This window comes from Kitasatospora sp. NPDC058162 (assembly GCF_042884005.1).
Classification (GTDB): domain Bacteria; phylum Actinomycetota; class Actinomycetes; order Streptomycetales; family Streptomycetaceae; genus Kitasatospora.
On the sequence record NZ_JBHVUS010000004.1, the window covers coordinates 141,884 to 157,682 of the forward strand.

Annotated in this window: 17 protein-coding genes and 1 pseudogene; 5 read left to right on the forward strand and 13 right to left on the reverse strand. The window is 71.0% G+C overall.

Annotated elements, in window-relative coordinates; translation table 11 throughout:
* The first annotated feature begins 207 nt into the window (after window positions 1–207).
* Together ACFVXG_RS09765 and ACFVXG_RS09770 are read left to right on the forward strand one after the other, a co-directional pair.
* Window positions 208–1,041, forward strand: coding sequence for an alpha/beta fold hydrolase (locus ACFVXG_RS09765; RefSeq protein WP_387925980.1), 834 nt, complete (start codon window positions 208–210; stop codon window positions 1,039–1,041).
* 198 nt (window positions 1,042–1,239) lie between these two features.
* Complete coding sequence (locus tag ACFVXG_RS09770; RefSeq protein ID WP_387925981.1) at window positions 1,240–1,566, forward strand: hypothetical protein; 327 nt, start codon at window positions 1,240–1,242, stop codon at window positions 1,564–1,566.
* 44 nt (window positions 1,567–1,610) lie between these two features.
* Here ACFVXG_RS09770 and ACFVXG_RS09775 read toward each other — a convergent pair whose 3' ends face one another.
* Both ACFVXG_RS09775 and ACFVXG_RS09780 read right to left on the reverse strand, forming a co-directional pair.
* Window positions 1,611–3,320 carry a proline--tRNA ligase gene (locus ACFVXG_RS09775; protein ID WP_387925983.1) on the reverse strand — a complete coding sequence of 570 codons (1,710 nt, stop codon included), beginning with the start codon at window positions 3,318–3,320 and terminating at the stop codon, window positions 1,611–1,613.
* Window positions 3,321–3,515: 195 nt separating this feature from the next.
* A complete protein-coding gene (locus ACFVXG_RS09780) occupies window positions 3,516–5,645 on the reverse strand; it encodes an alkyl/aryl-sulfatase (RefSeq protein ID WP_387925985.1) in 2,130 nt (709 codons plus the stop codon).
* A 214-nt stretch (window positions 5,646–5,859) separates the two neighbouring features.
* Here ACFVXG_RS09780 and ACFVXG_RS09785 point away from each other — a divergent pair, with 214 nt between their 5' ends.
* Window positions 5,860–6,165 carry a hypothetical protein gene (locus ACFVXG_RS09785; RefSeq protein ID WP_387925987.1) on the forward strand — a complete coding sequence of 102 codons (306 nt, stop codon included), beginning with the start codon at window positions 5,860–5,862 and terminating at the stop codon, window positions 6,163–6,165.
* A gap of 13 nt (window positions 6,166–6,178) precedes the next feature.
* Here the strand turns inward: ACFVXG_RS09785 and ACFVXG_RS09790 are convergent, their stop codons facing one another.
* From ACFVXG_RS09790 to ACFVXG_RS09810, 5 genes and pseudogenes are all read right to left on the reverse strand, one after another.
* Entirely contained in the window at window positions 6,179–6,625 is a 447-nt protein-coding gene (locus ACFVXG_RS09790; protein WP_387925988.1) for a DUF3995 domain-containing protein, read from the reverse strand.
* Between the two features lie 96 nt (window positions 6,626–6,721).
* Window positions 6,722–7,387, reverse strand: a complete 666-nt coding sequence (locus ACFVXG_RS09795; RefSeq protein WP_387925990.1) for a DUF1963 domain-containing protein — start codon at window positions 7,385–7,387, stop codon at window positions 6,722–6,724.
* A gap of 319 nt (window positions 7,388–7,706) precedes the next feature.
* Window positions 7,707–8,795, reverse strand: coding sequence for a protein-L-isoaspartate O-methyltransferase (locus ACFVXG_RS09800; protein WP_387925992.1), 1,089 nt, complete (start codon window positions 8,793–8,795; stop codon window positions 7,707–7,709).
* Window positions 8,796–9,048: 253 nt separating this feature from the next.
* A complete protein-coding gene (locus tag ACFVXG_RS09805; RefSeq protein WP_387925994.1) occupies window positions 9,049–9,741 on the reverse strand; it encodes a Scr1 family TA system antitoxin-like transcriptional regulator in 693 nt (230 codons plus the stop codon).
* Window positions 9,742–9,751: 10 nt separating this feature from the next.
* Window positions 9,752–9,925, reverse strand: a pseudogene (locus tag ACFVXG_RS09810) (DUF6879 family protein); the annotation flags it as partial.
* A 137-nt stretch (window positions 9,926–10,062) separates the two neighbouring features.
* Here ACFVXG_RS09810 and ACFVXG_RS09815 point away from each other — a divergent pair.
* Window positions 10,063–10,437, forward strand: coding sequence for an SMI1/KNR4 family protein (locus tag ACFVXG_RS09815; RefSeq protein ID WP_387925995.1), 375 nt, complete (start codon window positions 10,063–10,065; stop codon window positions 10,435–10,437).
* Window positions 10,438–10,451: 14 nt separating this feature from the next.
* Entirely contained in the window at window positions 10,452–10,952 is a 501-nt protein-coding gene (locus ACFVXG_RS09820; protein WP_387925997.1) for a hypothetical protein, read from the forward strand.
* Between the two features lie 27 nt (window positions 10,953–10,979).
* Here the strand turns inward: ACFVXG_RS09820 and ACFVXG_RS09825 are convergent, their stop codons facing one another.
* From ACFVXG_RS09825 to ACFVXG_RS09850, 6 genes are all read right to left on the reverse strand, one after another.
* On the reverse strand, window positions 10,980–11,489 hold the full coding sequence (locus tag ACFVXG_RS09825; protein ID WP_387925999.1) for a GNAT family N-acetyltransferase: 510 nt from the start codon (window positions 11,487–11,489) through the stop codon (window positions 10,980–10,982).
* A gap of 37 nt (window positions 11,490–11,526) precedes the next feature.
* A complete protein-coding gene (locus tag ACFVXG_RS09830) occupies window positions 11,527–11,949 on the reverse strand; it encodes a hypothetical protein (protein WP_387926000.1) in 423 nt (140 codons plus the stop codon).
* A 101-nt stretch (window positions 11,950–12,050) separates the two neighbouring features.
* Complete coding sequence (locus tag ACFVXG_RS09835; RefSeq protein WP_387926002.1) at window positions 12,051–13,190, reverse strand: hypothetical protein; 1,140 nt, start codon at window positions 13,188–13,190, stop codon at window positions 12,051–12,053.
* Between the two features lie 38 nt (window positions 13,191–13,228).
* Entirely contained in the window at window positions 13,229–14,284 is a 1,056-nt protein-coding gene (locus ACFVXG_RS09840; RefSeq protein ID WP_387926004.1) for a hypothetical protein, read from the reverse strand.
* Between the two features lie 168 nt (window positions 14,285–14,452).
* Window positions 14,453–14,875: a hypothetical protein gene (locus ACFVXG_RS09845; protein WP_387926006.1), complete on the reverse strand. Its 423-nt coding sequence runs from the start codon at window positions 14,873–14,875 to the stop codon at window positions 14,453–14,455.
* A gap of 322 nt (window positions 14,876–15,197) precedes the next feature.
* A complete protein-coding gene (locus ACFVXG_RS09850) occupies window positions 15,198–15,794 on the reverse strand; it encodes a hypothetical protein (protein WP_387926007.1) in 597 nt (198 codons plus the stop codon).
* Between the last annotated feature and the right edge of the window lie 5 nt (window positions 15,795–15,799).

Sequence of the window (15,799 nt, forward strand, 5' to 3'; positions counted from 1 at the left end):
CGTTCATCCTCAATCCATTGCAACGAAGGACGGTCCAGCCGTTGCATTACCGGCAGATCCGTTGCAATGATTTCCCGCCTCCGACCTGCAATGACGTACGCACGACGCAATCTGCTTGTTGCCAGACCAATGAACGCAACGTAGCTTTTCCCTCATCAGAAAGCAGCGGGCCAAAAAGGGCCCGCCGCCGGAGAAGGAGAAGGAACCATGCGGACGCCCGCCACCACCCAGACCCCCGCCGCCACCGCCCCCGCCGCCTTCGACGTCCCCGCCTGGAGCGGCACCGTGCGGGTCGACGACACCGCCCTGGCCGTCAGCGACACCGGCGGCACCGGCACCGCCGTGGTCTACCTCAACGGCTCCTACGCCGACCAGTCGCACTGGAGCCGGGTGGTCGCCGACCTCGGCGACGGCTACCGCCACATCCGCTACGACGAGCGCGCCCGCGGCAAGTCCGCCACCGCCTCCGACTACTCCTTCGAGGCCACCCTGCGCGACCTGGACGCCGTCCTGGACGCCCGCGGCGTCCAGCGGGCGATCCTGGTCGGCTGGTCCTACGGCGCGATGATCGCCGTGCACTACGCCGAGCGGCACCCCGAGCGCGTCCTGGGCGCGGTCTCGGTGGACGGCGCGATGCCGGTCGAGCCGCTCGACGACGCCGCCAAGGCCAAGATCCGCGGCCTCTTCGCCCGCCTCAGCCCGCTGTTCCCGCTCTGCCGCCGCCTGGGCCTGGCCGCCCGGATGAGCGCCGTGCAGCACGCCGAGATCAACCTCGAACTCATCGGCCTGTCCGCCCCCGACGCCTTCCTCCCCGTCCTCGACCGGCTCACCGTCCCCACCCGCTACGTCCTGGCCACCGGCGGCAACCTGGGCGCCGACGAGAAGACCATCGAGGGCCTGCGCGCCGTCATCACCGAGGTCGCCGCCGACCACCCGCACATCCGGATCGCCGCCAAGGTGCCCAGCAACCACTCCAAGATCCTGCGCAAGGACCACCGGGCCGTCGCCGCCACCGTCCGCGAACTCGCCGCCCGTCCGTGAACCCGCCGACGCCCCGCGGACGGCGTGAAACCCGCCCGCGGAACCGGGGTTGACCTTGACCCGAGGTCAACGCTGACGCTGGAGGCATGAAGACGAACCGGAACGCGCACACCACCCCGTCCGCCCCCGGCCGGACTCGGCTTCGACGCGGACGACGTCCGGACCGCCCACGAGGCCCTGGTCCTGGTCCGCGCCCTGATGCCGGAGGGCTTCGACGACTACCTCGCGCAGATCGAGCACGGTCTGGAGGACCCGCGGCACATCGCCGTCGTCCGGCTCACCTGGAGCGCCGGGAAGTGGGACCCGGACGACCCCAGGATCGAGCAGCTCGCCGAGGAGGTCGCCGGCCACTTCATCGCCGACCCCTCCCTGCTGCCCACCCTCGGCGGCCTCCGCAACCGCGCCGACGGCGACACCCGCCAGGAACTGCTCACCCACCACGGCGAGGACGAGCGCCCCGGCTGGACCAGGCTGAGCGCACTGATCCAGCAGAAGCTGCACGCCGCGGGCATCGACGTCCCGTAGGGCCCCCGATCCGGAGGTCCCGCAGGGCCGGCCGGGCCGTACGGCTACGCCTCGGCGGTCAGCAGCTTGCGGAGGTGCTCGACCGCCTCCGCCAGCGGGACGGAGCGGGTCTCGCCGGTGGCCCGGGTGGTGAGTTCCACCAGGCCCTCGGCCAGCCCGCGGGCACCGACCGTGAGCCGGTACGGGACGCCGATCAGCTCGACGTCGCGGAACTTTACCCCGGGCCGCTCGTCGCGGTCGTCCAGCAGCACGTCGACCCGCTCGGCCCGCAGCTGCCGGTAGAGGCCCTCGGCCGCCTCGACGACCCGCTCGTCCTTCGTCCCGAGGACGACCACGGCCACCTCGAAGGGGGCGATCGCGACCGGCCAGACGATGCCCTTGTCGTCGTGGTGGGTCTCCACGACGGCGGCCAACGCCCGTTCCACGCCGATCCCGTAGCTGCCCATGACCGGCACGACCCGCTCGCCGTCCCGGCCGAGCACCGCGACGCCGAGGGCCTCGGTGTACTTGCGGCCGAGCTTGAAGATGTGGCCCACCTCGATGGTGACCGCCACCTCCAGCGGCGCGCCGCAGAGGGGACAGGGCTCCCCCGCGGTGACCTCCCGCAGGTCGGCCCACCGCCGCACGGCGACGTCCCGCTCGACGGACACCCCGCGCAGGTGCACCCCGTCCGTGTTGGCGCCGGTGGTCAGGTCGGTGCGGCCGCGCAGCGCCTCGTCCGCGAGGACGGGCAGGTCGGCCGGGACGCCGACGGCGCCCAGGCTGCCGGGGGAGGCGCCGAGCGCCGCCCGGATCTCCTCCCCCGTCGCCGGGCGGACGGCGGTGGCGGCGAGGGTGTCGATGAGCTTCTGCTCGACCAGGCTGTGGTCGCCGCGGAGCAGGACGAGGGTCAACTGCCCGTCCACCACGTACACCAGCGTCTTGGCCTGCCGTTCGGCCGGCACGCCGTGCAGCCGGGCCAGCTCCTCGATGGTCCGCGCGTCCGGGGTGTCGAAGCGCTCGGGGGCGTCGAGGCCGGGGCCGTCCACCACCGCGGGGAGAGCCGAGGTCGCCTTCTCGGTGTTCGCGGCGTAGTCGCAGCCGGGGCAGCGGACCACCAGGTCCTCGCCGGCCGTCGAGGCGGCCATGAACTCCACCGACTCGCTGCCGCCCATCGTCCCGCTGGACGCCTGGACGGCGATCGCGGGCAGCCCGAGCCGGGCGAAGATCCGCTCGTAGGCGGCCTGGTGCAGCCGGAAGGAACGGTCGAGGCCGGCCTCGTCCAGGTCGAAGCTGTACGAGTCCTTCATGGTGAACTCGCGCACCCGCAGCAGCCCGCTCTTGGGGCGGGCCTCGTCCCGGAACTTGGTCTGGAACTGGTACCACATCTGGGGCAGGTCCCGGTACGAACGCAGCTCCTGCGCCAGCACGGTGAAGACCTCCTCGTGCGTCACCCCGAGCGCCAGGTCCGCGCCCTTGCGGTCCTTGAGCCGGAACATCTCCTCACCGATGGACTCCCAGCGGCCGCTGCGCTGCCAGATCTCGGCGGGGTGCATGGTGGGCAGCACGAACTCCTGCGAGCCGATCGCGGCCATCTCCTCGCGGACGACGTCCATGATCTTGGCGCGCACCCGCACCGCCAGCGGCAGCAACGAGTAGTGCCCGGCCATGAGTTGCCGGACGAACCCGCCGCGGACCAGCAGCCGGTGGCTCACCGCCTCCGCGTCGGCCGGGTCCTCCCGAAGGGTGGGTACGTACAGCTGGGACCAACGCATGGGCCGGACACCGTCCTCTCGGCGAAGCTACGGGCTGCCGCGCAGGCCGGTCTCGCGACGGTCTTCGCGACGGGGAACCGCAGTTTAGCGGCGGGGTCCGCCGTGAATCGCCCGCTTTTACGGCGTCCCGGTACGCGGCGTCCGGGCCCCGGCGGGGAGACCGGGGCCCGGACGTCGCATCACCGCGTCACCGGATCACGGGGTGACGATCGGGAACTTCGGGTTCGGCAGGGTCAGCGTGCCGAAGACGCTGTCCGTCGCCTGCTGCGCGTACTCGCCGGCCAACGTGATCAGCCCCTCCTGCACCGCCTGGTCGAAGTTCCGCTGGAACCCGGGGCGTTCGGCGATCAGGTCGAGCGTCCGGCGGGTGAGCGTGATGGTCGCGTCCGGGGCGTCGACGAAGCGGTCGCCGCCCGGCACGAAGACCAGCACGCCGTTGCGCAAGGTCGTGGTGCAGGTGTCGCCGGTGTCGGTGAACACCCAGTTGAGCGCGATCGGCACGCGGTGCTGCTCGGCGGCCGTCGGCCCGTCCACGCTGCGGGCGAGCGCGGAGAAGAACTGCTCCAGGGTGGTGCTGCGGATCAGGTCGGCCGAGGACTGGCTGGTGATCAGCGGCTGCGGGCCGTTGACGACCTCCTGGGCGCCGGTCAGGTACACGTTGCGCCAGGTGCCGTTCTCGGCGCCGTAGCCGAGCTGGGTGAGGACCTTGGCCTGGAGGTCCTTGGCCCGCTGGAGCACGTCCTCGGGGACCGGGGTGCCCGTGGTGGCGGCCGCGCCGAAGACGACGTGGTTGAGCAGTTCGGCGGCCCAACGGAAGCCGTCCGGGGTGTCGGTGTCGTAGGCCTGCTGCGCCTGGGTGATGACGGCCTCCGCACCGCCCATCGCCTGCACGTAGTTCGCGCCCGCCTGCACCGGCGGGAGCGTCCACAGGTGCGCCGGGTTGCCGTCGTACCAGCCCATGTACCGCTGGTAGACCGCCTTGAGGTTGTGGCTCACCGAGCCGTAGTAACCCCGGTTGTACCAGTGGTCGTTGAGGCCGGGCGGGAGGGTCTTCAGCTCCTCGGCGATCTCGATGCCGGTCCGGCCGGCGTTGAGCAGGCGCAGCGCCTGGTCGTTGAGGTAGCCGTACATGTCGCGCTGCTCGTTGAGGAATTCGAGGATCCGGGCGTTGCTCACCTTCGCGCCCGGGTCCTCGTGCTCCGCCTCGGCCCACATCGGCCAGTGGTGCGAGGCGAACAGGACGTCCGTCTCCTTGCCGAAGGTCTGGATCGACTCGGTCAGGTACTTCGACCAGGCGTGCGCGTCCCGCACCTGCGCGCCGCGCAGGCTGAGGATGTTGTGCATGGTGTGGGTGGCGTTCTCGGCGATGCACAGGGCCCGGGCGTCCGGGAAGTAGATGTTCATCTCCGCCGGGGCCTCGGTGCCCGGGGTGAGCTGGAACAGCATCTGGACGCCGCCCAGGGCGAACTCGTACAACCCCGGCCGCCAGGGGATGACGTAGCTCTCCTGCCAGCTCTGCTTCGGGACCTCCGGGTGGTCCGGCCCGCCGATGTGGACGGTCGGCGGGATCAGCGTCACCTCGCCGGTCGAGACGGTCAGGCCCAGGCCCGAACCGACCTGCCCCAGCGGGCTCTTGTCCAGCTGCGCCGCGTACATGTACTGGGCGCGCCGGGCCATCGCCGGGCCGGCGTAGACGTTCTCGCTGATCGCGTGCTCGAGGAAGCCCTCCGGCGCGACGATCGGCACGCCGGGCTCCAGCGGGTCGCCGAGCTCGTGGAACAGCCCGCGGGAGCCGCCGAAGTGGTCGACGTGGCAGTGGGTGTAGACGACGCCCAGGATCGGGCGCTGCTCCTTGCTGAGCTCGGTCTTGTCCCGGAACAGCTGGAGCGCGGCCTGCGCGGTCTCGTAGCAGGCCAGCGGGTCGATGATGACCAGGCCGGTGTCGGTCTCGACGATCGTCATGTTGGACAGGTCGTAGCCGCGCACCTGGTAGACCCGGTACGCGGGACAGCTGGTGACCTGGAACAGGCCTGCCACGGCGGTCAGTCGGCCCTGCCGGTGGAGGCTGCCGTTGACCGTGGGGAACTCGGCTTCGTGGTCTTCGAGGAATTCGTAGGCGGTGAAGTCCCAGACCACCTTGTCCGGGTTCTTGCGGGACATGATGACGGGCACGTCCGGCGGGGCGATCATGAACCGGGTCGCATCGGCGAAGTCCCGGCCGTCCTTCTCGTCGGCTGCCTTGGCCGCCTCCGCGGCCTTCCGGTTCGCTGCGGCGACGCCGGGCGTCGGCTCGATGGGCTCGGTGTAGTCGGGTGTTCCAGGCATGGCGAAGCCACCTCCACGTCGTTGTGTGGGAGCCGCGATACGGCGTTCGTCACGCTACGAACACGGTTGGTCACTCACAAGGGAGCGATCGAGCCAACGCGTCGGGGCAAGGGGGCCGAATCCTGACGTTTGATGGCGTGCGAAGCGCCCGACCACGGCACGGACGGGCAGAGCCCGCTGCGCTCGCGCCGCCGGGCCGGGGCAGGATGGGCCGATGAACAACGAGCCGGTGCGGGTGCCCCTCGATCAGGTGCGCGATTCGTTCGAGGTGCTGATGCGGCATGTCGAGGCGCGCGTAGCGGGCGGGGACGTCGCCTTGGCGAACGACCTCTTCTGGGCGGTGCCACCGCGCGCGATGTACGACGTGACGTCGGAGCCGGGCGAGCTGACGATCGGACAGGTGTCGGAGTCCTGGGACCACCTCCGGGACCTGCTGGCCGACCAGGACCGCGCCGTCGGCCACCACCTGGTGTGGCTCGCCGACGTGCTGCGCGCCATCGGCCTGGAGCACCCGGCGTAGTGCCAGGTGTCCCTCAGACCCGACGGTGGCGGCCGAGGGCGGCGAGGCCGAACAGCAGACCGCCGGCCAGGAAGAACGGCTCGTAGAGGAACGTCGCGAAACGCCCCATCGCGTCGAAGTCGGCCGTCGTCCGGGAGCCGGCGGCGAGCGCCAGCCAGTCCGGGACGGACGGCAGCGGGTGGACGAGCAGAACAGCCGTGATCCCCCAGAGCGCGATGCTCAGGAGCCTGGCCGGCAGCCGGACGCCCCACGGCCGGACGATCGCCAGGGCGAGCACCGCCGCGACGGCACAGCCCGGGATGGCGAGGATGTCGATCACCAGCAGCGGGGTGTTCCCGGTGACGGACAACCCGTCCGGCAGGCCGATCCGGCCGCCGACCAGCCAGTAGAGGTGGACGAAGGAGAACGCGGCCGACCAGGTGGCGGCGGCGTAGGCGGCGGGGCGAAGGATTCGCTTCATGCCTCCACGGTCGCCGCGCGGGGGCAGCCGCCGAATCGTCTCGTCGGCCCGACCCCCTCCCCTCACAGGGGGAGCGGGGATCGTCCACGCCATCCGTCAGGAGCAGTCGGAACGGTAGGCGAAGGGCCGGTCAGGGCAGTCGGGACACTCGAACAGGTAGACGCCGCCCATGTCGCCGATCATCAGCCCGTGCGCCCTCTGGATCAACGTCCTCTCCTCGTACGGGAGGTCCCAGATCTCGCCCTCCGTCGGGGTGTCCTCGACGGCCAGCCCGGTACGCCAGCTCCCACCATCGAACTCGGCACTGTTGACGGTCAGGAGGTGCCGCATGGTGCGGTCACAGGTCGGGCAGTCGGGCCAGTCCGGGTCCTGCGTCCAGGTCGGATAGCCGCCGACCTTGATCCCGTCGGACACCGACAGGTGGGACTCGTACGACCAGCCGGTCTCCTCCTCCACCTCCTCGAACCTCGCTCCCAGCGCCTCGAAGACGTCGCCCGGCAGGTCCCAGCTCGGATAGTCGACGACCCGCTCCGGGTGCAGGACACACGGATTCGGCAGATAGTCGCCGTCCACACCGACCGGGCGGGGCGGCTCGGCCGGCTCGAGGTCGCTCCGGGAGCTGTCCCAGCGGTAGACCTCAGGCCTCGGCGCAAAGCCGGGCTCATGGTCGAACGGGCACCACAGCACCTGCAACAGGTCTGTCCCGTCCGGGAGTTCGACCCCAGACACGTCAGCGGCGAACAACTGCAGCACAGCCACCATCGGGACCGGTCCCTCCGCATTCCTCGGCGGCGAGTACCCCGTCCGCGGGTGCTCGTCCCCACAATGCGGCCACGGCTCCCCAGCCGGCCACAACACCGGCCCACCCATCGAACTGTCCCTGGGCCCCGGCTCCCCGAGCCGCGGATGCAACCGGGTCGCCACCCGCCGGAAAGCAGCCACCTCGGGAAACACCGCCTCGACATCGAGCGGACGCGGCGGAGTCGTACGAGCCATCGAACGGCCAATCTGCGGGGAACCAAGATCCCCCGTGTCTACCGGTGCCCCCTGCCCAGTGCAAGGGGCACCAGCACCCTCGGAGTCAGGGCAGGACGTTCCCGGGATCGTCCAGCCACGGACGGTGTTCGCCGGACACGGTCACGGTCATGCCGAGCCGGGTGAGGTCGGGCTTGCCGCTGCGAACCCACCAGCTGTGCGCCGCCGTCACCTCGTCCCACAGGCTGCGCGGGCCGGACTGCGACACGGCGTGCGGCCCGTCCCAGTCGGCGAAGCGGCAGTGGGCGTACGACTCCCCGTCCCAGATCTCGGCCCGGCCGGTGCCGAACCGGTCGTAGCCGGTCCACACGTCCCGGCGGAACAGGTCCGGGATCCGCAGCCCGATGGCGAACGCGGCATGGGTCTGCTGGGCCATGTCCACCGGGTCGATCCCGGACGCACTGTGCCGGATGTCCTCGATGTCGAACTCACCGCTGTCGGGCCGCTGGTCGCGCACCCACATGAACGACACGTCCTCGACGAACGGACCGCTCGCCGACTGCCCGTCGTCGGCCACCGTGAGACGCAGCAGCGCGCCGTTGCAGAACGGCGTGCCGTAGGGCACCAGGATGACCCCGCCGGGGGCCGTCTGTTCGATGATCGCCGACGGAAGCCGCTGCACGGCCGCAGTGAAGTGCACCCGGTCGAACGGGGCGCCCTCGGAGTGGCCGAGCGTGCCGTCACCGGCGACGACCGTGGGCCGCAGGTCGGCGGCGCGGAGGCGGTTCCGGGCCTGACTCGCGAGGTCCGGGTCCAGCTCGACGCTGGTCACGTTCTCCGCACCGACCTGGCGGGACAGCAGACCTGCCGTCCAGCCGGTGCCGGTGCCCACTTCCAGGACCCGTATGCCGTCGGCCACGTCCAGGTGCCGGAGCATCTGCGCGACCACGGTGGGCATGGAGCTGGACGAGGACGGGGTGTCGGTCCCGTCGTAGACCTGCGTCACGAGAGCCAGGTCCGATGCCACCAACTCGGCCCAGCGATCCGCCTGTTCGGCGCGGTCGATCCACTCGCCCCCGTGCAGAATCCGGTCCGGGGTGAACAGCTCACGCGGAGTGCCGCGGAACGTCTTCTCCCAATCTGCCGACAGCGCCCCGGACTCCCGGAGTTCGTCGGTCAGCCTGTCCCACGTCATGGCTTTCCCCTACGGCTTCGACGGCTTGGGCAAGTTGGTGGGCGGCGCGTCCCGCCGACCGTCGTGCGGCGCGGTGTCCGGCTTCCCCGAGTGGCCGCCGCCGCTGCCCCCACCGGCCTTGCCGGGGCCGTCCCCGCCCGATCCTCCGCCGTGCTTTCCCATGTGCGTTCCCTCCTGCGGATGAACTCTCCGACCGGTGAGGAGCACATTACGAGAATTCCGGGAAGCCGAACCATGGTATTCCCGAAATCGATTAAAGATCTCGGGGTGTTCCTCGATAGCGCCCCGCCCAGTCACGCAGCCGGGCGCGGGCGTCATCACCGAACAGCGCACGATCTTCGAACATTGCGAAGATCTCACGATAGTGCAGGACGTCCCGAGAATCCCGGAACACCATTGCCGGGGGTGGAATCAAGGCCCAGTTCACCGCCTGCTCCGTGAGCAGGAACGTGAACGACTTCGATTCGTCGTAGAGCACCGCCTGACGCTCCAGCTTCCGGCCGGTGACAGCCGTCTTGTCACCTGGAGAATGGCTCAGGCTCGCCCGGATGTACTCGGGTGTCGCCAGCAAGCCGGTGATCATCGCCGGCAGGAAGTACCGCAGCTCTGTCGCGTCCGTCTCCAGCGACAACAGCTCGGCCTGACGCTTCCCGACCCCTCGCCGCCAGGAAGCACGCTTGTCCTGCCATTCCGTGTTCGCGATCCGCGCCAGCGCGGAAATCTCCTGAAGGAGGGAGCCAGACACTCCGAGCGCCCTGAGGATGAGCTCCACGTCGACCAGGGTCGGAGTCACCCTTCCGGTCTCGATCTTGCTGATCTTGCTCTGGGAGATGCCACAACGCGCCGAAAGCCGGTCTCCTGTGAGACCGGCTTCCAGGCGGAGCCTCCTCAGCGTTTCGGCCAGATCCGACTTCGATCTGCCGAGCTGGTCGGGGTCGAGCCTCACCCATGCTCTTTCAGGTACTCGGCGAACGGGACGGAATGCTCCAGGGCGATTCCCGCACTCGCCCGATCGCACGCCCCGCAGCGACGAAGCCGCGCACCCGCTGGTGCCACGCCGTGTTGTGATCGACCGGCTTCGGCTCCCCGCGCAGGAACCGCGAGAGGCTCTCGGACTCCTTCGGCATCGTGTAGGCGGGCTGCCACGACTTCCTGCGTGGAGCGCCTTCGAGCGAGGGCTCGGTGGGGGCTGGGTAGTGTTCGGGGGATGTGGAGAGATGTGGCTCGTGGGGCCTTTTCCGAGGTGGGGTTGCGGGGGCCCGCGCAGGTGGCGGCGCTGGATGAGGCGGAGCGGCGGCTCGGCTTCGGGTTGCCGGGGGAGCTGCGGGGGTTGCTGCTGGAGAGTGACGGGATCGTCGGGCACACCGCGGTGGATTCCGTGTGGGCGGTCGAGCAGATCGTCGAGCAGAACCTGCTGTTCCGCTCCGACCCCTCCTTCGCCCAGCTGTACATGCCGTTCGACGCCCTGCTGTTCTTCGGGGACAACGGGGGTGGGGACCAGTTCGCGTTCGTGCGGACGCCTCGACGTCCGGACATCTTCGTCTGGGAGCACGAGAGCGACAGCCGCCGGTGGGTGGCAAGGGACTTGAAGGACTACCTGGGCCGTTGCCTCGCCCAGGGCGGCGACGACTGGTACCAGTAGAGAGGAGCCCCCGCATGGCTGACCACTTTCCGTACCGCATCTCGACCAGGACGGGGGACCTGACGCTGCTCTGGCGGCCCGGCGAGGACGACGCGCCCGACCGGCTGCTCGTCGACGCGCTCGGACGGCTCCTCGCGTTCCCGAACCGCGAGAAGCTGCGGGAGCACTGCGTCAGGCACGGCCTGGAGGTCGTCTGGGAGGGCGAGAACGATCTCGATCTGGCCCCGGTCCGCGGTTGGGTCGAGCGCCGGGACCTCGGCGCGGCCTCGCCGGGGCTGCTGTTGGAGGCGTGGAACTTCTTCGAGGACCTCTCCCGCAGCCTGCCGGCCGGCCCGCCGCTTCCCGCCCAGGGCCCGGTCCACGACAGCGCCTACGAGAAGATCTTCGGCGGGGAGGACGGGGCGGACAAGGAGGAGTGGACGGACGGGGAGACCGCGGCCGTGCGCGAACTCCTCCGGGCCGGGCTGGACCTCTGGGACCTGGCCGTGCGCGAGTCCGGCAGCGGCGGGTCCTGAGCGGAGCTCCGATGCCCCGGGTGCGGGTCAGCCGACGGGGCGTTGCATCAGGACGGTGTCGATCCAGCGGCCGTGCTTGTGGCCGACGGCGGTGAGCCGGCCGGCCTCGGTGAAGCCGAAGCGGCGGTGGAGGGCGACCGAGGCGTCGGAGCCGGTGTCGGCGACGACGGCGATGATCCGGCGCACGTGGGTCGTGGCGCAGGCGTCCAGCAGGGCTTCCAGCAGGGCGGCGCCGAGGCCTCGGCCGGTGTGGCCGGGCGCGAGGTAGATGGAGTCCTCGGCGCTGTGCCGGTAGGCGGGCTTGGGGCGCCAGGGGGCCGCGTACGCGTAGCCGGCGACTTCGCCGTCCACCTCGGCGACCAGGAAGGGCAGCCCCTGGGCGGTGAGGTCGTCCAGCCGCTGCTGCCAGGTGGCGAGGAGCGGCGGGGTCTCGTCGAAGGTGGCCACGGTGTGGCGTACGTAGTGCTCGTAGATCGCGGCCACCGCGTCGAGGTCGGCCGCTGCCGCCGGGCGGATCACTGGGTCCATGGCTGTCATGCCGGGGAGTGTAGGAGGCCGCCGGGCTTGGGGGTGGTCACGGCTTGGGGAAGGCAGCGGCCATGGCCTTGGTGCGGGTGAGGAAGGCGATGGGGAGCACGGCCAGGGCGGACAGGCCCTGGAGGACGGCGTACCAGGCCGGGCAGATACCGGGGATGAGGTCGACGCCGAGGATCGCGATCGGCATCACGGTGGAGACGGCCCGGATCCGGTCGAAGGCCTTGTACTCCCCGCCGGCCGCGCGGTCCGTGATCCGCAGCAGCACCGGCGCCAGGGCCGGGAGAATGGCCCCGCGGATCCACATGAACGGGGTCGTCGCATGCCCGGCGAACGCCATCACCGCGACGGTCGCCAGGGTGATCGCGCCGATCGCACCGAACAGCGTGATGCACTTCTTCGCGGTCGAAAAGGCCTCGTCCGTACGGGAGTTGCCCAGGTCCGCCGTCGCCGTGATCGCCATTGTTCCGTCCTCCGTGTCGTGGTGAGTACGAATCTACGGAGCCGACGATCAACCCGACACGGGTCTGACCCCACAGCCGGGGTGGGGCCAGACCCACACCCCTACCGCCGGTTGCCCGCCCCGTGGCGGGTGTCCAGGCAGAGCGCCCACACATCGGTGTAGGTGGCCGGTGAGGGGGAGCCGCCGACGTGGACGGAGGCCGTCCAGGAGGTGGGATCGGCGGAGCCGTCGGTGGCCGGGGTGCCGGAGGCGTCGCCGGGGTAGCTGCCGGTGAGGTGGGTGCCGCCGGAGCCGGCCTTGGTGAAGTCGGCGGTCGTCACATTGCCGCCGCTGGCCGCCGCACCCCCGCTCAGCAGGTGCCATCCGCCGGGCCGACGCCACTCGCCTGGGGAGCCCGAGGAGCCCGGGGAGTCGCAGCCGACCGTCGCCGTCTGGTGGGTGCCGGCCACCGTCGGCCCGCTCAGTTCGCCGAAGCGCACCTCGGTGGTGATGCCCTTGACGTGGTCCCCGTCGCCGCTGCAGATCGCGTAGGCGTACGTCGTGTTGCCGGCGTCGCGGCCGCCGCCGATGCCGCCGACCGCCGTCCAGGAGTCGGGGTTGGTCTCCCCGTCGGCGGCGGCGATCTGCCCGTGGTCGTGGGCGTCGTCGTCGAAAGTGGGGAAGGAGGCGATGGGCTTGAGGCTGCCGACGCTCGCCGGGGTGGTGCGGGCGCCGCCGCCGATCAGCAGGGTGCCGGTCGGGCAGGTGGCGGTGACGAGCTTCGCGGTCTGCGAGACGGTCGGCCCGGCGATCTTGTTCATGACGACCTGGGTGTGCCGGATCCGGTTGCTGGACAGGCACAGCGCGTACGGCGTGGTGGAGAAGTCGGGGCTGTAGTTGCTGCCGCTGCCGCCGAAGGCGAGCCAGTGGGTCACGTCCTGGCCGACGATCCCGGGGGTCCCGGTGAGCTCGCTGAGGTCGTCCGAGCCGGGTGCGACGCCCATGACGTGGTTGCCGTTGCCGGCCCGGTCGTCGCCGGTGGTCTGGGTGATGCCGCCGCCGGAGACGAGGCCGTCCGGGCAGTCGGCGTGCGCGGAGACGCCGGTGAACGGGGTGCCGGGGCCGATGGTGGCGCCGGGGGAGGCGACGGTGACGTCGGCGGTGTCGGCGTACGCGAGTTGCGGTACGGCGAGGGCGAGCAGCGCGGCCGGGATCGCGGCCTTCGCCAGGGTGGCCGCCCGGGCGGGTCTCTTCATGGTCATCGGGTTCGTACCTTTCAGGCCTTTCGAGAAGGAGCGGCTCAGACGCCGTCGTTGGCGCACAGCGCCCAGGCGTCGGAGTGGGTGCTGCTCGATCCCATCCCGCCGGTGTGGGTGTAGGCCGTCCAGGAGGCGGCGCTGGTGGTGCCGTTGCCCACCGGGTTGCCGGAGGAGTCGCTGGGGTAGCTGCCGTTGAGGTGGTCGCCCGCCGAACCGGGGCCGGTGAAGTCGGTGCTGGTCACGCTGCCCCCGCTGATCGCGGCGCCGCCGCTGACCAGCGTCCCGTCGCCGCTCCCGCAGCTGACGGTGGTGGTCTGGCCGGTGGAGCCCGTGGACGGGCCGCTCGCCTCGGCGAAGCGGACCTTCACGGTGACGCCGCTGACGTTGATGCCGCTGCCGCTGCAGATCGCGTACGCGTAGGTCTCGTTGGAGGCGTTGGTGCTGTTGTCCCAGCCGACCGCGGTCCAGGAGTCCGGGTTGGTGTCCCCGTCCGCCGCGGCCTTCTTCCCGAAGTCGTGCGCGCTGTCGTTGAAGGTCGGGAAGCTCGCGATCGCCTTCAGGTTGCCGGTGTTGCCCGGGGTGACGAGCGCGCCGCCGCCGAGCAGGGCGGTGCCGGACGGGCAGCTCGCGGTGACCAGGCCGACGGTCGTCGCGGTGGTGGGCGTGTTGGCCTTGTTCATCACCACCTGGGTGTGGTTGATCAGGCTGCTGGTCAGGCACAGCGCGTACGGGGTGGTGGAGAAGGCCGAGTTGAGCTGGCCGCCGCTGCCGCCCTTGGCGATCCAGTGGGTGAGGTCGGTGCCGACGACGCCGGTGGTGCCGGTGTACTCGGTGGTCCCGTCCGGGCTGGGCTCGGTGCCGAGGACGTGGTTGCCGTTCGAGCCGGTGCCGGTGCCGGTGGCCTGGTCGATGCCGCCCGCCGAGACCAGGCCGCTGGTGCAGCTGGCACTGGTGGAGATCGACGAGTCGATGGCGGTGGGGCCGAGGGTGGCACCCGGGGTTTGCACCGTGACGGCGGCACTGTTGGCGTACGCCGTGCCGCCCGGCACCGCGATGGTGATCAGGGCGCCGATGAGCAGCGCTTTTCGCAGATCCATGCCGGTTCCTCCGTGTCGGGGTTGCGCGAGGCGGTCCGAATTGAAGCAACGGGTGGATCGTAGGGACTACTGGTGCGGCGTCCAGGGCCAACCGCGCGGAACTGGTGAATCAAACAGCGGCGGCCTCTTGCCCGGGGGAAGCAAGAGGCCGCCGCAGCTTCGGGGTGGTCACGGCTTGGGGAAGGCGGTGGCCATGGCCTTGGTGCGGGTGAGGAAGGCGATGGGCAGGACGGCCAGGGCGGACAGGCCCTGGAGGACGGCGTACCAGGCCGGGCAGACGCCGGGGATGAGGTCGACGCCGAGAATCGCGATCGGCATCACGGTGGAGACGGCCCGGATCCGGTCGAAGGCCTTGTACTCGCCGCCGGCCGCGCGGTCGGCGATGCGCAGGAGCACCGGCGCCAGAGCGGGGAGGATGGCCCCGCGGATCCACATGAACGGGGTGGTCTCGTGCCCGGCGAAGGCCATCACCGCGACGGTCGCCAGGGTGATCGCGCCGATCGCACCGAACAGCGTGATGCACTTCTTCGCGGTCGAAAAGGCCTCGTCCGTACGGGAGTTGCCCAGGTCCGCCGTCGCCGTGATCGCCATTGTTCCGTCCTCCGTGTCGTGGTGATTACGAATCTACGGAGACCGCGATCAACCCGACACGGGTCTGACCCCACAGCCGGGGTGGGGCCAGACCCACTCCGGGTCAGTCCACCGGGTGCAGCGGGATGTCGAGGTAGGACGGGGCGTCCTCGGGGGAGGTGATCTCGAGGCTGGTCGGGAAGTCGACGCCAACGACGAGTCGTCAGTGATCATTCGAGTTCTGGAGTCTCGTCGACCATCACAAGTAACGTCCCGTTCCCCGGCAGCGCTTCGCCCCGCTGGGTGAGTCCAGCGGGGCGAAGCGGCGTCCGTCGGCTCCGGGTTAGCCGCCGGACGGGTTCCTGGGTGCACCGCCGCCGAAGCCACCGCCGCCGCCACCGCCACCACCACCGAAGCCGCCCGTAGCGGCGCCTTCCATGAGTTGGGTGGCGTTGTAGCCGCCGTTCGCGTCGGGCGTGCCGACGACGGTCACGCTCTGGCCGGGCTGGAGGTCGGCGACCTTGCCCTCCTTGTTGAGCTGGACCTTGGTCGAGTCCCCGGTCGTCACCTTGATCGTGTTGCCGCTCGCATCGGTCAGGTACACGGTCGAGCCGTCGACGGCCTTGACCGTGCCGCGCGCGAAGCCGCCCTGAGCACCGCCCTGGCCGCCCTGACCCCCTCGGCGCCCAGTGCCCTGCCCGCCACCCGCCGCCGGGCCGGCCGCCGAAGCGGCCCGAGCCGAGGGCTTGGCAGCGCTGGTCCCGCCCTGCCCCTGCTGGTACCAGACCCCGCCCGCGAACGCCCCCGTGGCGATCACGCCGCCCGCGAGGACCAGCGACAGCCACGGCAGCTTCCGCCGCGGCGGCGCCGCCAGCTCCGCGCTCACGTCCCGCGCGTCCGGCGGGGTGGCCAGCAGGGCGACCTGTTCGTCGTGCTCCATCGAAG

Excerpts from the sequence above, each read along its gene's own strand:
- ACFVXG_RS09765 (WP_387925980.1), top strand. The coding sequence starts at position 208 with ATGCGGACGCCCGCCACCACCCAGACCCCCGCCGCCACCGCCCCCGCC.
- ACFVXG_RS09770 (WP_387925981.1), top strand. The coding sequence starts at position 1,240 with ATGCCGGAGGGCTTCGACGACTACCTCGCGCAGATCGAGCACGGTCTG.
- ACFVXG_RS09775 (WP_387925983.1), bottom strand. The coding sequence starts at position 3,320 with ATGCGTTGGTCCCAGCTGTACGTACCCACCCTTCGGGAGGACCCGGCC.
- ACFVXG_RS09780 (WP_387925985.1), bottom strand. The coding sequence starts at position 5,645 with ATGCCTGGAACACCCGACTACACCGAGCCCATCGAGCCGACGCCCGGC.
- ACFVXG_RS09785 (WP_387925987.1), top strand. The coding sequence starts at position 5,860 with ATGAACAACGAGCCGGTGCGGGTGCCCCTCGATCAGGTGCGCGATTCG.
- ACFVXG_RS09790 (WP_387925988.1), bottom strand. The coding sequence starts at position 6,625 with ATGAAGCGAATCCTTCGCCCCGCCGCCTACGCCGCCGCCACCTGGTCG.
- ACFVXG_RS09795 (WP_387925990.1), bottom strand. The coding sequence starts at position 7,387 with ATGGTGGCTGTGCTGCAGTTGTTCGCCGCTGACGTGTCTGGGGTCGAA.
- ACFVXG_RS09800 (WP_387925992.1), bottom strand. The coding sequence starts at position 8,795 with ATGACGTGGGACAGGCTGACCGACGAACTCCGGGAGTCCGGGGCGCTG.
- ACFVXG_RS09820 (WP_387925997.1), top strand. The coding sequence starts at position 10,452 with ATGGCTGACCACTTTCCGTACCGCATCTCGACCAGGACGGGGGACCTG.
- ACFVXG_RS09825 (WP_387925999.1), bottom strand. The coding sequence starts at position 11,489 with ATGACAGCCATGGACCCAGTGATCCGCCCGGCGGCAGCGGCCGACCTC.
- ACFVXG_RS09830 (WP_387926000.1), bottom strand. The coding sequence starts at position 11,949 with ATGGCGATCACGGCGACGGCGGACCTGGGCAACTCCCGTACGGACGAG.
- ACFVXG_RS09835 (WP_387926002.1), bottom strand. The coding sequence starts at position 13,190 with ATGACCATGAAGAGACCCGCCCGGGCGGCCACCCTGGCGAAGGCCGCG.
- ACFVXG_RS09840 (WP_387926004.1), bottom strand. The coding sequence starts at position 14,284 with ATGGATCTGCGAAAAGCGCTGCTCATCGGCGCCCTGATCACCATCGCG.
- ACFVXG_RS09845 (WP_387926006.1), bottom strand. The coding sequence starts at position 14,875 with ATGGCGATCACGGCGACGGCGGACCTGGGCAACTCCCGTACGGACGAG.
- ACFVXG_RS09850 (WP_387926007.1), bottom strand. The coding sequence starts at position 15,794 with ATGGAGCACGACGAACAGGTCGCCCTGCTGGCCACCCCGCCGGACGCG.